Source organism: Brevibacillus fortis (assembly GCF_046196545.1).
In the GTDB taxonomy this organism is placed as follows: domain Bacteria; phylum Bacillota; class Bacilli; order Brevibacillales; family Brevibacillaceae; genus Brevibacillus; species Brevibacillus fortis_A.
The window spans coordinates 3,003,163-3,023,325 of sequence record NZ_CP176370.1; the positions used below are offsets into that span (position 1 = coordinate 3,003,163).

General features: G+C 45.5%; 6 protein-coding genes. 5 read left to right on the forward strand and 1 reads right to left on the reverse strand.

What is annotated here, in order from left to right; genetic code table 11:
* Positions 1 to 49: 49 nt before the first annotated feature.
* On the reverse strand, positions 50 to 2,236 hold the full coding sequence (locus ACKKE8_RS15435) for a hypothetical protein (protein ID WP_409178905.1): 2,187 nt from the start codon (positions 2,234 to 2,236) through the stop codon (positions 50 to 52).
* 74 nt (positions 2,237 to 2,310) lie between these two features.
* Between ACKKE8_RS15435 and ACKKE8_RS15440 the strand changes: the two genes are divergently transcribed.
* From ACKKE8_RS15440 to tycB, 5 genes are all read left to right on the forward strand, one after another.
* Complete coding sequence (locus ACKKE8_RS15440; protein ID WP_409178906.1) at positions 2,311 to 2,727, forward strand: MarR family winged helix-turn-helix transcriptional regulator; 417 nt, start codon at positions 2,311 to 2,313, stop codon at positions 2,725 to 2,727.
* Positions 2,728 to 2,730: 3 nt separating this feature from the next.
* Positions 2,731 to 3,921 (forward strand): MFS transporter, encoded by a 1,191-nt coding sequence (locus ACKKE8_RS15445; RefSeq protein WP_409178907.1) that lies wholly within the window; start codon positions 2,731 to 2,733, stop codon positions 3,919 to 3,921.
* A gap of 260 nt (positions 3,922 to 4,181) precedes the next feature.
* Positions 4,182 to 5,330: an AI-2E family transporter gene (locus ACKKE8_RS15450; protein WP_409178908.1), complete on the forward strand. Its 1,149-nt coding sequence runs from the start codon at positions 4,182 to 4,184 to the stop codon at positions 5,328 to 5,330.
* A gap of 664 nt (positions 5,331 to 5,994) precedes the next feature.
* The gene (gene tycA / locus ACKKE8_RS15455) at positions 5,995 to 9,273 is read left to right on the forward strand and encodes a tyrocidine non-ribosomal peptide synthetase TycA (RefSeq protein ID WP_409178909.1); all 3,279 of its coding nucleotides are present in this window, start codon (positions 5,995 to 5,997) and stop codon (positions 9,271 to 9,273) included.
* Positions 9,274 to 9,368: 95 nt separating this feature from the next.
* On the forward strand, positions 9,369 to 20,138 hold the full coding sequence (gene tycB / locus ACKKE8_RS15460; protein WP_409178910.1) for a tyrocidine non-ribosomal peptide synthetase TycB: 10,770 nt from the start codon (positions 9,369 to 9,371) through the stop codon (positions 20,136 to 20,138).
* Positions 20,139 to 20,163: the final 25 nt, after the last annotated feature.

Sequence of the window (20,163 nt, forward strand, 5' to 3'; positions counted from 1 at the left end):
GGAACCGCCAGGGAAGCTTTTTTTGTATGTATGGTCACTGATTTTACTTTTATTTCGGGAGTGCCATACTATCCATTTTGTTCGCAGCAATAACAGCAACTGCATTCGGCTCCAGATCGAACCAAAAGATAAGATCGCCATCCGCTTTCTTCTGCGACGGCTTCATCCCGTTTACAAAGACTTCCGAAGCTTTTGTCGCCATGGAAAGACCAAAAATCTTGCGCATGCCATCATTGTGCAGAACAATAGAGCCATTTGGTGCATATTCCATTCTGACTTGAGAGAGGGCGAGCCAATAATCCATGATTTCACGTACGGTCGTCAAATGCAATTTGCCTTGATCGCGCAGGGTACCCATTCGTTTCAATAAGCGGTCAAAATCGGGATGAATGATCCAGTTTCCTTTGGCATCACGAATGACAAATTTCCCGCCTTGCTTTTTGGACGGAATTCTTGCCAAGTAAGTATGATTGATAAAAAACCCACGATTTTGAATGAGTTGCTGGAGATTTTGCTCCCGATACAGATACAGTGTATCTTCCGGAATGGTGGCAGCCGACCATGAATAAAACGGGCCAGTGACTGTCGGATGCGACCAATAGAGAGGGGTGCGCAGGGCGTCGCCTCTTTGGGGTTGGTACAGATCAAGACCATTATTGGGATTGGCGATATCTTCTGAGCTGTAGTGCCAAAAATACGAGGTGCCGTATTTTTCCCACTGATGCGCCAAGAAATTCGCAGTTTGGTTGTCGAGCGCGTTAAACGCAAAGCTGGACTTTAAATACCCATGGTCAATCCATGTACTGCTTTGGAAGTGATCTTTCATTATTTGCAATGCATCTTCCGTAGTCTTTTGATAGTGCCTTATTTCGTAAGGATAGAGGGTATGCAGACCAATATCATTACCGTTCCGATTCAGATCATCCAGAAACTGCAAAAATTCAGGGCATTGCGCAATGGCGACATTGACAGGCGATTTCGCTTGAAAATACGGATTCGAGTAGAACACGCTTTTCGTAACCGGAATCCGGTGTTTGACAAAACCGCCTATCGCTTGCGCCGACGATGTAATCTTCTCGGAGCCGAAATAGACAGCCCGATTCGTTTGCAGCGTTTGCTCGTCAGCATGCTCTGTCCATACGTGTGTCGCTAAAAAACCAGAAGGTTGACTCATAAATCGCGGCATGAGCTTCGGTTGATACCCAACTACCAGCGAGAATGAATTCGTCCGTTCATCGTTTGCACGATATTCGGAAGCGTGGCGGACTTTTCCGACTTGATTCGTAGAGCCTTGCTGTACGTATCTGTGATCATTCATGTGATCCAGATTGACGATGAGCTGTTTTTGCGTTGCATTCAATTCAAGTGACGACACGTTGGGAGCATGGTACAAAAAAGCTGATTGCTTCCCATGACCAAATTTCGCACCTTGGCGATCCAGCCAGTAAGAAGCTTGGAATTTTTGTGTGTCCACTTTCCGGTTCTTGCGGTATACCTCTGTTACTTTTGGCTTGAATTGCAGGGCGAACGCCTCTCGAAAAACCTTTGCCACTCGCTTGTAGCTGGTTTTTACGGTGACATGGATGGCAGGGCTATTTTTTTGCAATTCATATTTTGTTGTAACCACTGAAATCGGAGTCTGACCTGTGACGATGACTGTGTTACCAGTAGCCGTCTCCTGTTGTTCCACCTTTACGTCATCCCATTTACGAACCCATTGGCTGCCCCGTTTGATAAATATGTTCCGGTCGATAACTTTCGTCGTAGGTGGTGTGAAATACACGTCATTTCCACGGACGGCAGTCACTTTAGCCTGATGGACAAGCGGAGCATTCATTCTGCCGCCAAACGATTCGGAGCGAATTTCGATGGCCGCCCCTGGTAGAAATGGTGGACTTTGATCCATCGTTAGTTGATTGGCTCCTTTCGGAAGGGAAGGAGTCATTGCATTGTAAATCGTGCCATATTCGGCTTGGTACTGAATGGAAGAGAGGATTTCATTTTTCGCCAGATCGGTAATACGGACATTACCTGCATCATCCCAGCTAAACACATAATACGGATTTTGAAAGGAGGATTCCTTCGCAAGCGTAGGTATTGGAAAAGAAAGTACCAAGAAAAGCAATAATAAGAAGGGAACGGCGGAAAACCTTTTTGCCAGCATGATTTTCTCCTTTTGTATGATGATATAGGTTAGACGAATGTGCACCGAAAAAGCCACAAGGTAACCTATCATGATTTAGACCTTCTCAAACAGCAAGAAAAGATATATAATTAATTAAATTAATTAACTAATACAAAGGAGCTAACATGTACCCTTTCTTTTCAAAAATCGCATTCACACATCGTATGTACAATAACCAATTGCAAGAGGAGTTACTTCCATTCGGTATATCCGTCACGCAATGGGCGTTAATTCGTTATCTGAAAAATAATGGTTCTGCTACTTTTAGCGACGTCGCCGATTATTGGCAGGTAGAGAAGCCGGCCATTACACCCATTGCGCAAAAATTAGCTGCGCGTGAAATCATTTTGATTTCATCTGGATCCGACAAACGGCAAAAAATTATGTATCTGTCGGAGAAAGGTGAAGCGCTCCATAAGACGATTATGGAAGCGACTGATCCGTTCTTAGAAGAAATATTGGAGGGCATCTCACCAGAAGAAAGAGACGCAGCAGCCACAATACTCGAAAAAATAGTCATGAACTTAAAGAGAAGAGGGTAAGCAGTGGAAAAGGATAGGCTTTGGACGAAAGAGTTCGTTATTGTTTCTTTCATCAATTTTCTTTTGACACTTATGTTTTTCTTACTAATGGTTACGATTGCTTCGTATGCCAAAACAGAATTTCACGCTTCAACCAGTTTAGCAGGATTGGTTTCCAGTATCTTTATCATTGGTGCTTTGATTGGCCGATTACTCACTGGTAGAGCCATTAGTCATATAGGTACGAAAAAAACGCTTTGGATTGGGTTAGGATTTTTTGCTGTCACCTCGTTGCTTTACTTTTTTGCTGTCCATATCAGCCTTTTACTGGTAAATCGATTGCTGCAAGGGATTGCCGTTGGTATTGCCAGTACAGCTACAGGTACCATTATTGCTCAAATCTTGCCAGCATCTCGCAAGGGTGAGGGGATTGGCTATTACAGTTTAAGTGCGATTTTAGCCACTGCAATTGGTCCTTTTCTCGGCATGATCTTATTGCGGCTTGAAAATGGTTTCACCTGGATCTTTACGATGAATGTTGTGTTTTCCCTGATTTGTTTGCTGTTTTATGCCATGGCAAAAATCAATGTTCCGCTTCCTTCCGCAAGTGGGAAAGAGGAAGCAAACGGTTCTCTGCTTTCGAAATTCATCGAGCCGAAAGCCTTGCCGATTTCATTCATCGCCTTATTAATTGGCTTCAGCTATTCGGGTGTCTTGTCATTTTTATCGTTTTATGCGGAAGAAATTAATCTCTCCTCAGCTTCCAGTTATTTCTTCTTGGTGTATGCCATTGTCATTATCCTCTCGCGACCATTCTCAGGAAAGCTAATGGACGCAAGAGGGGCGAACATCGTGACATACCCAAGCCTGGTCATATTTGCGCTAGGGATGCTTCTATTCAGTCAAGCCTCAACTTCCTGGATGCTTCTGCTATCTGCTGCATTGATTGGAGTAGGCTTCGGTAACTTTAACTCCATTGCCCAAACGGTAGCTGTGAAGGTGACAGCTCCGCATCGCTTTGGATTAGCGACTTCTACTTACTACATTTTGTATGATCTAGGATTAGGAATCGGGCCCTATCTGCTCGGATTTATCGTACCGCATACAGGATATCGTACGATTTTCGTCGGGATGGTTGCCTTCATCCTTTTCAGTATCCCGCTTTATCACTGGCTCCACGGCAAACGCGATCGAGAATTGATGCGTACTGCCTAACTCATCCAAGTAAAAAAGGGGGAGTTAGGCCCCCTATAGAAGATATGCAGGCTGCCCTTAGTCGGTAGCCTGTTATCTTTTCCAGCAGTCTTTTTGATACGCATGATTGTGGAAAGCTCGAGGGAAGTTTTAGTGAAAGTAGAAAAATGATAACGCCCGATTGAAAAACATAGTATACTTTTGGGTGGACATATTAATGGAAAAGTTTATGAACAAACCGGTCAACTTAGAACTCACAAAGGTTAGGAGTCAGCTAGAAAATGATGGAGAAAGTACACTGGCGAGATATAAAGAAATACATAATGATCGCGACTTACACCGTATTGCTGTTTGCCGTGGTATGGAATTTTCCTTCTGTAAAGTCATTTATCTATGAAATATTTGACTTATTAGATCCTGTGATTTATGGGATTGCCATTGCTTACATCTTGAATATTTTAATGAGATTTTATGAAGAAAGACTTTTCTCACCCCTTAACCGCGGTAACAATCGAATCTGGTCAAAAGTAAGACGTCCTTTTTCAATCCTGTTAACACTGGGGACCGTCCTGGTATTTTTTACATTTCTCATGTGGTTTATTGTCCCTCAGCTTCTCACGAGTATTTCCATGCTTGCGGCAAGTATTCCGAATGACATGCAATCATTAAAGGCTTTCGTCGATGGTTTTGCAGAGAGGTTTAACTTGTCCGGCGATTTATGGAATACACTTATGGAGAAGTGGAATGAAATTGTAAATAAGTTAGGCCATTTTTTCCTGACTTCTATCCCTGTATTACTGACGTACACGAAAATGTTTACCGTTAGCTTTATCGATGTCATCATGGGGCTGATGTTGTCCGTCTATTTGCTCCTCTATAAGGAAAAGTTGACGCTCATTGCGAAAAAACTCGTTTATGCCTATTCGTCAAAAGCAAGGGCGGATCGGGCTGTAGAAATTGGACAAATCACCAATCGAGCATTTAGTGGCTTTATCTCAGGCCAGCTAACAGAGGCTCTCATTCTTGGCGGGCTTTGTTTTGTAGGTATGTGGGCGTTTAACATGCCGTATGCATTGCTTGTGAGTGTGATCATTGGTGTAACGAGCATCATTCCGATTTTTGGTGCTTATATCGGGACGATTCCGAGCGCCTTTATTATTTTAATGGTTGATCCAGTGAAGGCTATTTGGTTCATTGTCTTTATACTTGTCTTGCAGCAAATCGAAGGTAATTTTATTTATCCAAGAGTGGTAGGTAATTCAATCGGATTGGATGGCTTATGGGTGATAGTAGCCTTATTGGTTGGGGGAGCATTGTTCGGGTTGATGGGAATGCTGCTTGGAATCCCTGCTTTTGCCGTCGTATATACCCTGGTCAGAAGCACGACCAACAAGAGACTGAAGGACAAGAATATTATCCTGAAAGAATAGGTGTCCACTGTTTCGATTCCGCAATGAAATCGTTAATCAAAAGGCTCACACTTTCGAATGAAGCAGAAAGTGTGAGCCTTTTTTGTAGGGATGGAAGAATGGTTTGGGAGAAAAGTAACATAATTTACAAAAAATGACTATTTTTTAACTGATTTCCAAAACGCTCTCTGTTATAATGAATAACAGTTTCTCAAACAGGTGCATATGAATACGTTATTCTGCTGGATTGTAAGGAGGGGGGCAGGCCAGCACATTTGTATTTTGCCGTTCGAAAAGGGGCAGAACTAGCGTATCTGTTTCCAGCAAAAAATGGAAAGTGACTTTTGTCCTGAAAACTGTTTTGAGTAAACAGGGAATTATTCCCATTGTGAAAAAATGTAAAATCGTGGAGAATTTGTAGGTGAAAATTGGTTCATGACCATAGTAATATGAAGATGGTTAATACTTACAAAAAAGATACAAAAACCCACATATTTTGTTACATTTGGCCATTATATTAAATGGTGTTGATGAGGGAATTTCCAATATGATCCATTCGTCACTGTGGCTCCATCTTCAGTTTTAGCGGACCATTTCCTTGTAGTTTCGTTTACTTGTTTGGCCATCACATCGTATTGTCATACTTCATGATAGACAAAAGTTTGCCAATTATCGGAGGGGACATATGTTAGCAAATCAGGCCAATCTTATCGACTTGGAGTGGGAAAAAGAACAGGTAGCTAAATTTAATGATACAAAGGCGGAATATCCACGGGATAAGTCGATTCATCAGTTGTTCGAGGAACAGGCAGAGGCTGTGCCACACCGGGTTGCCATCGTTTATGAAAATGAGCGTTTAACTTACGAGGAGCTCAACAAGAAGGCTAACGAATTAGCAAGAGCACTGATCGAAAAAGGGATTACAACAGACAGCATCGTCGGTGTGATGATGGAGAAATCCATTGAAAATGTTACAGCTATTTTGGCCATCCTCAAGGCTGGCGGAGCGTATGTTCCCATCGATATCGAGTATCCCCGAGATCGGATTCAATATATCTTGCAAGACAGTCAAACCAAAATCGTCATCACCCAGAAAAACGTCAGCCACCTTGTTTATGACGTCGGATACCGTGGTCCTGTAGTCGTACTCGAGGAAGAACAGCTGGATTCTCACTCGGATTCCAATCTTCACTTGCCAAGCAAACCTACTGACATGGCGTATGTCATCTATACCTCAGGCACAACCGGCAAGCCGAAAGGAACCATGCTGGAGCATAAAGGGATCGCTAATTTGCAATCATTCTTTCAAAATACGTTTGGTGTAACACCTGCAGACAGGATTGGACAGTTTGCCAGCATGTCTTTTGACGCATCGGTATGGGAAATGTTCATGGCTTTACTAACCGGTGCCAGCCTCTACATCCTTTCCAAACAGACGATTCATGATTTCATCCGTTTTGAAAACTATCTGAATGAAAATGAATTGACCATCATCACGTTGCCACCCACTTATTTGACTCACCTCAACCCAGATCATTTTACTACACTTCGCATCATGATTACGGCAGGTTCAGCTGCCAACTTCCCTTTAGTGAATAGATGGAAAAACAAAGTCAGGTACGTGAATGCATACGGACCTACGGAAACAAGCATTTGCGCGACCATATGGGAGGCACCTTCCAATTCGCTTCTCAACCAAACGATCCCAATCGGTAAACCGATTCAAAATACGTACGCTTATATTGTCAATGAAGAGCTACAATTGCAGCCAATTGGCAGTGAAGGCGAATTGTGCATAGGTGGAGTAGGCTTAGCCAGAGGATATTGGAATCGCCCAGATTTGACCGCCGAAAAATTTGTGGATAATCCGTTCGTACCAGGAGAGAAGATGTACAGGACAGGAGACCTGGCCAAATGGTTGCCGAATGGAGATATCGAGTTTCTCGGCAGAATCGACCATCAGGTGAAAATCAGGGGTCATCGGATTGAGTTGGGAGAAATCGAGTCCGTTATTCTGAAACATGAACAAATAAAAGAGGCAGTGGTAATCGCTAGAGAAGACCAACACGCTCAACCCTATTTGTGCGCTTACTTTATTTCGCCACTGGAAGTAACTCCTGCGCAGATCAGAGAATTTGCCGCTCAAAAGCTTCCTGCGTACATGCTTCCTTCTTATTTCGTGAAGCTGGATAAAATGCCGCTCACGCCGAATGACAAAATTGATCGCAAAGCATTGCCAGAACCTGATGTTACTGCTGAGACAAATCCTGCTTACGAACCTCCCAGAAATCAGACAGAAGCGATTCTCGCAACCGTGTGGCAAGAGGTATTGGGAATTGAGAGAATTGGAATTCGCGATAATTTTTACTCGCTCGGTGGGGATTCCATTCAAGCGATCCAGGTCGCTGCTCGTCTGCATGCCTATCAACTAAAGCTAGACACGAAAGATTTGCTGAATTACCCGACAATTTCGCAGGTTGCTCTCTATGTCAAAAGTACGACGAGGAGAAGCGAGCAGGGAATCATCGAGGGCCCTGTTACCTTAACACCCATTCAACAATGGTTCTTTGAAAAGAACTTTACGAATATGTTCCATTGGAATCAATCGTATGTGTTGTATCGCGAACAGGGATTTGATCCTGAAGCCATCCGAAAGGCCTTGGATAAAATCCTTTCGCATCATGACGCGCTACGCATGGTCTATCGGAACGAGAATGGGAGAATCGTTCAACAGAATCGTGGATTGGGTAGCGAATTATACGATTTGCTTCACTATGATCTGACCTCGCATGCGGATGTCCAGCAAGCAATCGAAGAAGAGACGAAACGTTTGCATAGCAGCATGAATTTACAAGAGGGACAGTTGGTAAAGGCAGCCCTGTTTCATACACGCCAAGGCGATCATTTGTTTTTGGCCATCCATCATTTAGTCGTGGATGGAATCTCTTGGCGCATTCTGTTTGAGGATCTAGCAACTGCCTACAATCAGGTTCTAGCAGGAAAAGAAATCGTTCTCCCAGAAAAAACGGATTCTTTTAAAAATTGGGCAGTATGGCTAAACGAGTATGCGAATAGTGATGAGTTGCTGAGAGAAATCCCGTATTGGGAGAATCTTGAATCAGGAGCTAGGCATGCTTCCCTTCCGAAAGACTATGAGACGGTGGGTAGCAAACAGATGAGTATCCGCAACATACAGGTCGGATTGCTAGCAGAGGAAACCGAACAATTGTTGAAGCAGGCCAATTCTGCTTATCAAACAGAAATCAATGATTTGTTACTGGCAGCGTTGGGGCTGGCCGTTGCAGAGTGGAGCAGGCTTGACCAAATCGTGATTAATCTGGAAGGGCACGGGCGTGAGGATGTGATCGAACACGCTAACGTGACAAGAACAATCGGATGGTTTACATCCCAATATCCAGTTTTACTAGATTTGAGTCAAATGAATCACTTGCCTGACCATATCAAATGCACGAAAGAAAACCTGAGGAAGATCCCCAATAAAGGCATTGGCTATGAAATTTTAAAATATATGACAGAACCGGAAAAACGCCGTTCCTTGTCCTTGTCCTTGCATCCTGAGGTGACGTTTAACTACTTGGGTCAATTTGACGCAGGCCTTACCAACGAATTGTTTACCCGTTCTCCGTATAGTTCAGGTAACACGCTTGGTGCGGATGGAAAGAACAATCTGAGTCCCGATTCCGAGATTTATACCGCCTTGAATATTACAGGAAGAATTGAAGGTGGAGAGCTTCTCATCACGTTTACTTACAGCGAGGAGCAGTTTAGAGAAGAGTCCATTCATCAATTGAGTGAGAACTATCGAAAACATCTTCGGGCGATCATCACTCATTGCTCGCAGAAAAAAGGAGTCGAACGGACTCCCAGTGACTTTAGTCTAAACGGACTTCAAATGGAAGAAATGGACGACATCTTCGAATTACTTGCCAATACGCTTAAATAAATAAGCACTTGCTATTATTTTGTGGGGATAATCATGCTCTCAGATTACATTTTTAAACAAATATTACAAATTATGTCGATATCGAGGTGCCGGGAATGAGTGTTTTTAGCAAAGAACAAGTACAAGATATGTATTTATTGACGCCCATGCAAGAGGGAATGTTATTTCACGCCTTGCTAGATGAAGAACATAACTCTCATCTTGTACAGATGTCCATTTCGATTCAGGGCGATCTTGATGTTGGTTTGTTTACCAATAGCTTGCATGTGCTGGTAGAGAGATATGATGTGTTCCGCACGCTATTTCTCTATGAAAAATTAAAGCAGCCTTTGCAGGTTGTCTTGAAGGAACGGCCCATTCCCATCCTATTTTGCGATTTAACAGCATACGACGAGCAAGAAAAGCAGCAGCGCTACACACAGTACAAAAGGAATGACCAAGAGAAAACCTTTCATTTGGCGAAAGATTCGTTGATGAGAGTGGCTATTTTCCAAATGACGGAGAGCGAATACCAAATCATCTGGAGTTTTCATCACATACTCATGGACGGTTGGTGCTTTAGCATTATTTTTGATGACTTGCTTTCTGTCTATTTATCCTTAAAGAACGGGGCTCCGATTTCCCTTGATCCGGTGCAGCCATACAGCCAATTTATTCAATGGCTGGAAAAGCAAGATAAAGAGGCTGCTCTCGCATATTGGAGAGACTATCTGGAGCAATTTGAACAACAAACTTCCTTGCCGAAATTTGGGAAGACTTCTAACAAAGCCTTTCTACCAGCACAATATCGTTTTGTGCTGGACCGCATGTTGACGCAGCAACTTTCTGCGATCGCAAGTCAAAATCAAGTGACATTGCCGACTGTGATTCAAACCTTATGGGGGATTCTGCTTCAATCCTATAACGCTACGAATGATGTGCTATTCGGCTCTGTTGTATCCGGGCGACCAACTGAAATCGTCGGAATCGACAAAATGGTTGGGTTGTTCATCAATACCATTCCATTGCGCATTCAAGCGAAAAACGATCAAACCTTTGTCGACTTGATACAGGATGTGCATCAAAGAACACGGCAATCCCAGTCATATGAGCATGTGCCTTTGTACGATATTCAAAACGATTCCGTATTGAAGCAAGATTTGATCGATCACCTGATGGTCATCGAAAACTATCCGTTAGTCGAGGCCTTACAGAAAAAGGCCTCGACACAGCAAGTAGGCTTTGCCATTTCTGATGTCGAGATGTTTGAGCCTACCAATTATGACATGACTGTCATGGTAATGCCCAAAGAAGAAATTGCGGTGCGGTTTGATTATAATGCTGCTGTGTTCGATGAAGCCTTTATCCAAAAAATGGCTGGACATCTCAAGCAGATTGCGGCTTGCGTGGCAAACAATCCGAAGGTCACCCTTCAGCAGGTTACCTTGCTGACAGAAACTGAAAAGCAACAGCTAATGGCTAGAAACCTTGATACTTCGGCTGCCTATCCTACGAAAACCATGCATGAGCTCTTTATGGAACAGGTGGAAAGGACACCTGATGACGTTGCTGTCGTATTCGGAGAACAGCAGTTGACGTATGGGGAGCTAGATGAAAAGTCCAATCAGCTCGCCAGATTTTTGAGAGGAAAAGGGATTGCAGCAGACAGTCTAGTTGGTACGATGATGGATCGCTCCATCGAGATGATTGTAGGAATTCTTGGGATTTTGAAAGCCGGTGGTGCGTTTGTGCCGATTGATCCAGAGCTGCCAGAAGAACGAATTGCCTACATGCTCGAGCATAGCGGGATTCAATTGGTAGTGACCCAGCGTCATCTACTAGAAAAAGTTTCTACTTCTACTGAAAAAATAGATATCAGCGCTCCAGCCATTTGGGAAGAGAGCAGTGCATCTGTCGAAACGATCAATCATCCAGATGACTTGTTTTATATTATCTACACTTCAGGAACAACAGGGAAACCAAAAGGCGTCATGCTTGAACATAAAAACATGGCAAATCTGATGCACTTTACGTTTACGAAGACGAACATCGATTTTCATGAAAAAGTATTGCAGTATACCACATGCAGCTTTGATGTTTGCTACCAGGAGATTTTCTCCACGCTGCTTTCCGGGGGACAGCTCTATCTCATCACGAATGAGATGAGACGTCATGTAGAAAAACTGTTTGCCTTTATCCAGGAAAAACAGATCAGCATTTTGTCCCTCCCTGTGTCCTTCTTGAAATTTATCTTTAACGAAAAAGATTATGCGCAAAGCTTCCCGCGTTGCGTCAAGCACATTATCACAGCCGGAGAACAGCTCGTCGTCACTCATGAGCTACAGAAATATCTACGGAACCAACATGTATTTTTACACAATCATTATGGGCCGTCGGAGACACATGTGGTAACCACCTACACGATGGACCCAAGCATGTATATACCAGAGCTGCCACCCATCGGAAAACCGATCAGCAACACAGGCATTTATATCCTGGATGAAAAGCTGCAGATGAAGCCAGAGGGCATTGTTGGGGAGTTGTATATCTCTGGTGCGAACGTAGGAAGAGGGTATTTGCACAATCCGGAGCTGACTGCGGAGAAGTTTCTCGAGAACCCGTATCAATCAGGCGAAAGAATGTACCGAACGGGTGACCTGGCCCGTTGGTTGCCGGATGGCAATATCGAATTTTTAGGGCGGATCGACCATCAGGTAAAAATCAGGGGTCATCGTATCGAGCTGGGAGAGATCGAATCGCACTTGCTCAACCACGCCTCCATCAAGGAAGCCGTGGTCATCGACAGAACGGATGAGACAGGCGGAAAGTATTTGTGCGCCTATATCGTTTTGACAGACGAGGTCAGCAACGAAGAGCTGCGTGCGTACTTATCACGAACGCTGCCGGAGTATATGATTCCCTCCTTCTTTATGAACTTGGAGCGGATTCCGGTCACACCTAATGGAAAAACAGACAGAAGAGCCTTGCCCGTACCTGAGGGGAATGCTTTTACGGGAGCGGATTACCTCGCTCCGACAACTGAACTGGAACAGAAAATGGCAGCCATATGGGAAAACGTACTCGGCGTGTCTCCGATTGGCATTCAGGATAATTTTTTCACACTGGGGGGTCATTCGCTAAAGGCGATTCATCTCATTTCCCGGATGCAAAAAGACTGCCAAGCAGATGTTCCGCTTCGCGTGTTGTTTGATAGACCAACCATTCAAGAAATCGCCAAGTATGTGGAAGGTGAAGAGGAAGGAACGTATCTCGCTATTCCGCGGGTCGTCATGCAAGAGCATTACCCTGTATCCTCTGCGCAAAAACGCATGCTCATTTTGAACCAGCTTGATCCAACTAGTACGGTGTACAATCTGCCCGTTGTGACGGTACTCGATGGGGAATTGAATGTGCAGCAGCTGGAGCATGCCATTTCCAATCTGGTGAGTCGTCATGAATCGCTGCGAACCTCCTTCCATACCATCAACGGTGAGCCGGCTCAACGCATCCATCAGGAATGCAAACTGCCAATCGCCTACATGGAAGCGACAGAAGAACATTTGAATCAAGTCATCACGGATTTCATGCGTCCGTTTGATTTGGAAAAGGCTCCATTAAGTCGGGTTGGACTGGTCAAACTGGGAGAGCGGCGCCATGTCATGATCATCGATATGCACCATATCATCTCGGATGGAGTGTCTTCGCAAATCATCCTGAATGATCTCGCACAGCTCTATCAAGACAAATCCTTGCCAGAGCAACGCATTCAATATAAAGACTACGCGGTTTGGGAAAAAGGGCTGGCACAGACAGACGAATACAGAAAGCAGGAAGCGTATTGGACCGAGCGATTCGCTGGTGAAATTCCTGTCTTGAACCTGCCTTTGGACTACTCTCGACCGTCTGTTCAAAGCTTTGAGGGTGAACGTTATCTATTCCGCACAGAAAAACAGCTGCTGGATGGCTTGCAACGAGTGGCGGCAGATACTGGTACTACGCTCTACATGGTGCTCATGGCAGCCTATCATGTTTTGCTCGCAAAATACTCCGGGCAAGAAGACATGGTGGTCGGAACCGTGACAGCTGGAAGAACACACCCTGACACAGAAAGCATCACGGGTATGTTCGTCAACACGCTGGCAATGAGAAATCAGCCGGTGGCAACCAAAAGCTTCAAGCAATTTTTACGAGAAGTGAAAGACAATACACTCGCTGCCTTTGAGCATGGGGAGTACCCGTTTGAGGAGCTCGTTGACAAGTTGGCGGTCAATCGAAATCGAAGCCGCAATCCATTGTTTGACACCTTGTTCATTTTGCAAAACATGGATGCCGAACCGATCAAGATCGAAGGCATGACTGTGACGCCTTACGTGCCAGAGGGCAAAATGGCGAAATTCGATTTGTCGCTCGAAGCAACCCAAAACCACGCGGGTCTCCTATTCTGCTTCGAATTTTGCACCAAGCTGTTCAAGCAGGAGACCATCGAACGCATGTCGCGTCATTACATCCAAATCTTGCAACAAGTCATCCGGAACACGGACTTGGCTCTCTCTCAGATGGAAATGCTCACCGAGCAAGAAAAGCAGGAATTGCTGGTCCATTTCAATGACACATTCAAGCCTGTTCAGTTGGAAAGCACACTCCCACAGCTATTTGAAGAACAAGTACTGAAAACCCCTGATCAAATCGCGCTGGTTTGCGGGGACAAACAGTTGACATATCAGGAGCTCAATAAGAAAGCCAATCAGCTTGCTCGTACATTACGGAAAAAAGGAGTAAAGGCTGACCAGCGAGTGGGGATTATGGCAAATCGCTCCTTGGAGATGGTGATTGGAATCCTTGCCATTCTCAAGGCTGGTGGAGCGTACGTGCCTATCGATCCAGAATATCCGAATGATCGCATTGCTTACATGCTCGAAGATTGCGAAGCTCGTCTGGTGCTTACCCATGAGCATCTTGGAACAAAGGCTGCTTCTGGAGTGGAATGCTTGTATCTGGAGGATAAGAGCAACTATTCTCGTATCACCACAAACCTTGACCCGATTCATACGGCTACCAATCTGGCTTATATCATTTACACATCGGGTACGACAGGCAGGCCAAAAGGGGTCATGGTGGAGCACCGAGGTATTGTCAACAGTGTGACGTGGAACAAAGAAGAGTTTGCCTTATCTGTCCATGACAGAGGTTTGTTGGCTCTATCCTTTGCCTTTGATGGTTTTGTCCTTACCTTCTTTGCATTGATTCTATCCGGTTCAACCGTTGTCTTGACGAAGGATGAAGAAGCCAAAGATCCGATAGCGCTCAAAAACCTAATCTCAACATGGAGTTGCAGCTACACGTTATGCGTACCGAGTTTGTTCCAGGCGATTTTGGAATGCAGCACCACCGACGAGATCAGTCCGATGAAAATGGCAGTGCTCGGGGGAGAAAAGCTATCGCCGAAGTTAGTTGAGATGTGCAAAGAGATGAATCCGCAGATGATTGCTGTCAATGCGTACGGTCCGACAGAAAGCAGCGTTATCGCCACCTATCTATGCGATACGCTCCCGGATGCTCCGATCACCATTGGACGTCCAATAGCAAATACAAGCATATACATCGTGGACCATTCGCATCAGCTGCTACCAATCGGTGTAGTGGGAGAGATATGCATAGGCGGACTCGGTTTGGCACGTGGATATTGGAACAAACCAGAACTTACCGAGGAGAAGTTTGTTTCCAATCCATTTGAGCCCGGTGAACGCATGTACAAGACGGGCGACCTTGGCAGATGGCTCCCTGACGGCACGATTGAATTCGCAGGACGCCTGGATGAACAAGTAAAAGTGAGAGGATACCGGATTGAGATCGGGGAGATAGAATCGGTTCTTCTCAGCTATGAAACGACAAATGAAGCGATAGTCGTTGCGTATCAGGATGGAAGCGGGGACGCGTATCTGGCTGCCTATTTCACCGGTAAAGACAACATCTCGGAAGCGGCGCTTCGAACACATCTATCACAAGAACTGCCAGCGTATATGGTTCCAACCTATCTGGTTCAACTGGATGCTTTCCCGCTCACGCCAAACGGCAAGATCGATCGCAAAGCGCTACCGAAGCCTGAAGGAAAGCCTGCAACAGGAGTGGAGTATGTCGCGCCTGCTAATGAAGTAGAGGCAACATTGGCAAAGATTTGGGAAAACGTCCTTGGCATCTCCGGTATCGGAGTGATGGATAACTTTTTTGAGCTGGGTGGACATTCCTTGAAAGCGATGACGGTAGTAGCGCATGTGCATCGGGAGTTTCAAACCGATCTTCCTTTGAAGCATTTCTTTGAACAGCCTACCGTCCGAGCCTTGTCCAAGCTGATTGCAAACAGTGAGAATGCGCCAGATGCATCGATTCAACCAGCAGAACCGCAAGATTACTACCCGGTATCATCTGCCCAGCAGCGGATGTACGTGCTCCATCAGTTGGAAGGCGCGGGCATCAGCTACAATACGCCTGGGATGATCATGCTAGAGGGTCAACTGGATCGCGATCAATTGGTGCATGCGCTGCAAGCATTGGTAGATCGTCACGAAATCTGGAGAACCTCCTTTGAGATGGTAGGAGATCAGCTGGTCCAAAAAATTCATGACCACGTGGAAGTGGAAATGGAGTATCAGAGTGCAGAAGAACATCAGATCGATGAAATTTTCCATGCGTTTGTCCGTCCATTTGATCTGACTGTTCCGCCACTGCTACGCATGGGTCTCGTGCAAATCTCGGATGAACGTCATCTGCTCTTGTATGACATGCATCATATTGCTTCGGATGCCTCGTCCGTCACGATTATCTTCAATGAACTGGCGGAATTGTACCAAGGCAAACAATTACCGGAGCTGCGTATCCAATACAAAGATTTTTCTGTCTGGCAAAAACGCTTTAACGAGTCAGATGATTTTAAGAAGCAGGAAGACTATTGGAGCCATGCGTTTGAGGGACATAAGACTGTCTTGGAGATCCCGACAGATTTTCCACGCCCAGCTGTGAAAAGCTTTGAGGGTGATCAAATCGTACTGGCTACCGATAGACCTCTGCTGGAAGCTTTACACGCGTTGGCTGCAGAAACGAAAACGACCTTGTTTATGGTCTTGCTAGCCGCCTACAATTTGCTGCTATCGAAGTATACGGGGCAGGAGGATATCGTTGTCGGCACGCCAATCTCCGGCAAGACACGCGCTGAGCTTGAACCGATTGTCGGTATGTTCGTCAATACGCTGGCAATCAGAAACAAACCGACAGCAGAGAAGACCTTCAAGGAGTTCCTGATGGAAGTCAAGCAGAATGCACTGGATGCCTATGATCATCAGGATTATCCGTTGGAAAGTCTGGTTGAAAAGCTTGGCATTCAACGTGATCCGGGACGCAATCCACTTTTTGATACCATGTTCATTCTGCAAGCCGACGAACTGTACCAAAAAGCACTGGGTCAACTGACCTATCATCCCTATGAATCGACGAGCGCGCTTGCCATTTCAAAGTTCGACCTGTCTTTTCACCTGACTGAACGGGAAACAGACCTGTTGCTGCGACTGGAGTACAGCACCAAGCTGTTTAGAAGAGACACCGTAGACAGAATGTCGCGTCATTTCATGCAAATTCTACGCAATGTTACGGCAGAACCTGATAGGCAGCTTCAAGCGATTGAGATGCTGACGGCAGAAGAAAAGCAGTTGTTGATGGTGGAGTTCAATCATACAGACAGAGAGTATGCGGAAGACCAGACCATACAACAGCTCTTTGAGGAACTGGCAGCGAACACGCCTGATCAAACAGCCATTGTATTTGAAGAGAATCAGATGACGTACCAAGAGCTCAATGAAAGAGCGAACCAGCTAGCCACCGTATTGCGTGAAAGAGGAGTAGGACCATCGCAAATCGTCGTCATGATGGTAGAACGTTCCTTGGAAATGGTCATTGCCACACTCGCCATTTTAAAAGCTGGCGGCGCATTTTTGCCGGTCGACCCGGATTATCCCGAAGAAAGAATCCGTTACATGATTGAGGACAGTCAAGCGAAGCTCGTGCTCACTCATAATCACCTGACCCACAAGGTGTCCAGTCAGGCAGAAATTATTGATTTGGACGACGCAGGGAGCTATTCGTCGCATACAGACAATCTGCTTTGCATCAACAAGCCGTCCGATCTTGCCTATATCATTTACACGTCCGGTACCACTGGCAATCCAAAGGGCGTCATGCTGGAACACAAAGGAGCAGCCAATCTGCAAGCGATGTTCAGGAATCAACTCGGTGTAACACCACAAGATCGGCCAGGGCATTTTGCGAGTATCTCTTTTGACGCATCGGTGTGGGATATGTTTATGGCTCTATTGACAGGAGCGACCTTGTATATTATCTCCCGCGATACAATCAACGATTTCCGCAAATTTGAGGAATACGTCCACAAAAACGGAATTACCATTCTCACGTTGCCGCCGACGTATGCCATTTATCTTGAGCCTGATCGTATGCCGTCATTGCGTATCCTGATTACTGCTGGATCGGCAGCATCTACCGCGTTGGTAGAGCAATGGAAAGAGAAAGTGACCTATATCAATGGCTACGGCCCCACAGAGAGCACGATTTGCGCGACACTCTGGAAGGCTTTGCCGCATGAACCAGTTGGTCAGACCATTACGATTGGCAAACCAATTCAGAATACGAAGCTGTTCATCGTGGATGAACAAATGCAATTGAAGACAGTCGGTCAAATAGGTGAATTGTGCATCAGCGGGGTGGCGCTAGCCAGAGGATATTGGAATCGGCCAGAATTGACGGCTGAAAAATTCGTCGACAATCCGTTTGTGCCAGGAGAGAAGATGTATCGTACCGGAGATCTGGCTAAATGGCTTCCGGACGGAAATATCGAGTATCTCGGCAGAATCGATCATCAGGTGAAGGTACGCGGTCATCGGGTAGAGCTGGGCGAAGTCGAGAGTGCTCTGTTGCGATATGAGACGATTATTGAGGCAGCAGCTATCACACATTTGGATGACCAGGGGCAACCTTATCTGTGCGCATACTACGTAGCCGATGGGGAAGCAAGTCCGGCTCAACTGCGAGAATTTATGGGAAAAGAATTGCCAAATTATATGGTTCCCTCCTTCTTTGTTCAGTTGGATAAGATGCCGTTGACACCAAATGACAAAATTGACCGCAAAGCATTGCCGAAGCCAAGCCACGAAGAGAAATCGGGCAGAGAATATGAAGCACCGCAAAACGAACTGGAACACTTACTTGCAACGACTTGGGCAGAGGTATTGGGAATTGGGCAAGTGGGAATGAAAGACAACTTCTTTGAATTGGGCGGAGACTCCATCAAAGCCATTCAGGTATCCACGCGTTTGCACGCATCAGGCTGGACGCTGGCGATGAAGGAACTGTTCCAATATCCGACCATTGAACAAGTTGCTCCTCATGTCATACCGAACAACAGAGAGAGCGATCAGGGAGTCGTAGAAGGCGAGATTGGCTTGACGCCCATCCAGAAGTGGTTCTTCGCGTGCAATTTCACTGACCGTCACCACTGGAATCAAGCTGTCATGCTGTTCCGAGAGGATGGCTTTGATCCGGGACTTGTTCAGCAAGCGTTCTATAAAATCGTCGAGCACCACGATGCGTTGCGCATGATATACAAACAGGAAAATGAAACTATCACGCAAATCAATCGAGCTCTGGCAGGTGAGCGCTTCCGCTTCCATTCGTATGACTTGAAAGACCATGCAAATAGCGCAGCTCATATTTTAGAGTTGTCTGATCACATCCAAAGCAGTATCGATTTGGAACAGGGACCACTCGTCCACTTGGCACTCTTCTCCACAACGGAAGGGGACCATTTACTGATCGCGATCCATCATCTGGTCGTGGATGGCGTCTCATGGCGCATCTTGTTTGAAGATTTTTCATCTGCCTATTCGCAGGCTCTCCACAATCAGGAGATCGTCTTGCCGAAAAAGACAGACTCATTCAAGGATTGGTCGGCTCAATTGCAAAACTATGCGAAGAGTGACGAGCTTTTACGTGAAGTTGCGTATTGGCACAACCTCGAGAGCACGACCACGGCAGAAAAGTTGCCAACCGATTTTGTTACAGCAGATCGTAAACAAAAGCACACCCGCACAGCGAAGGTCGAGTTGACAGCTCAAGAGACAGAAAACCTGTTACGTCACGTTCATCATGCCTATCACACAGAAATGAATGACCTGTTGCTGACTGCGTTGGGATTAACCGTGAAAGAGTGGGTGAATACGAACTACGCTGTCATCAACCTGGAAGGTCACGGTCGCGAAGATATTCAGAATGACATGAATGTGACTAGAACGATTGGGTGGTTCACATCCCAGTTTCCTGTTGTGCTTGATATGGAAAAATCAAAGGACTTGTCATACCAAATCAAGCAAATCAAAGAAAGCTTGCGCCATATTCCGAAAAAAGGAATTGGCTACGAGATTTTGCGCACGATGACGGCGGAGCAACTGCGTCCATCCTTGCAATTTAGCCTGCAACCAGAAATCAGCTTTAACTACCTCGGGCAATTTGATTCGGATGTAAAATCTGGCGGATTTACTTTCTCGCCACTCGGTACGGGTCAGCTTTTCAGTCCAGAATCGGAGAGAGTATTCTTGTTGGATATTTCCGGCATGATCGAGGATGGAAAGCTCCAAATCAGCTTTGGCTACAGCAGTCTCCAGTATAAGGAAGAAACCATTGCGAAATTGGCAGACAGCTATCGGAATCACTTGCTCAGCATTATTGAGCATTGCCTATCAAAAGAAAATGGAGAATTGACCCCGAGCGATCTGGGGGATGATGACCTTTCCATGGAAGAACTGGAGAACATCCTGGAATTAATCTAATCAGGCGACATGAGAAATGCTATTC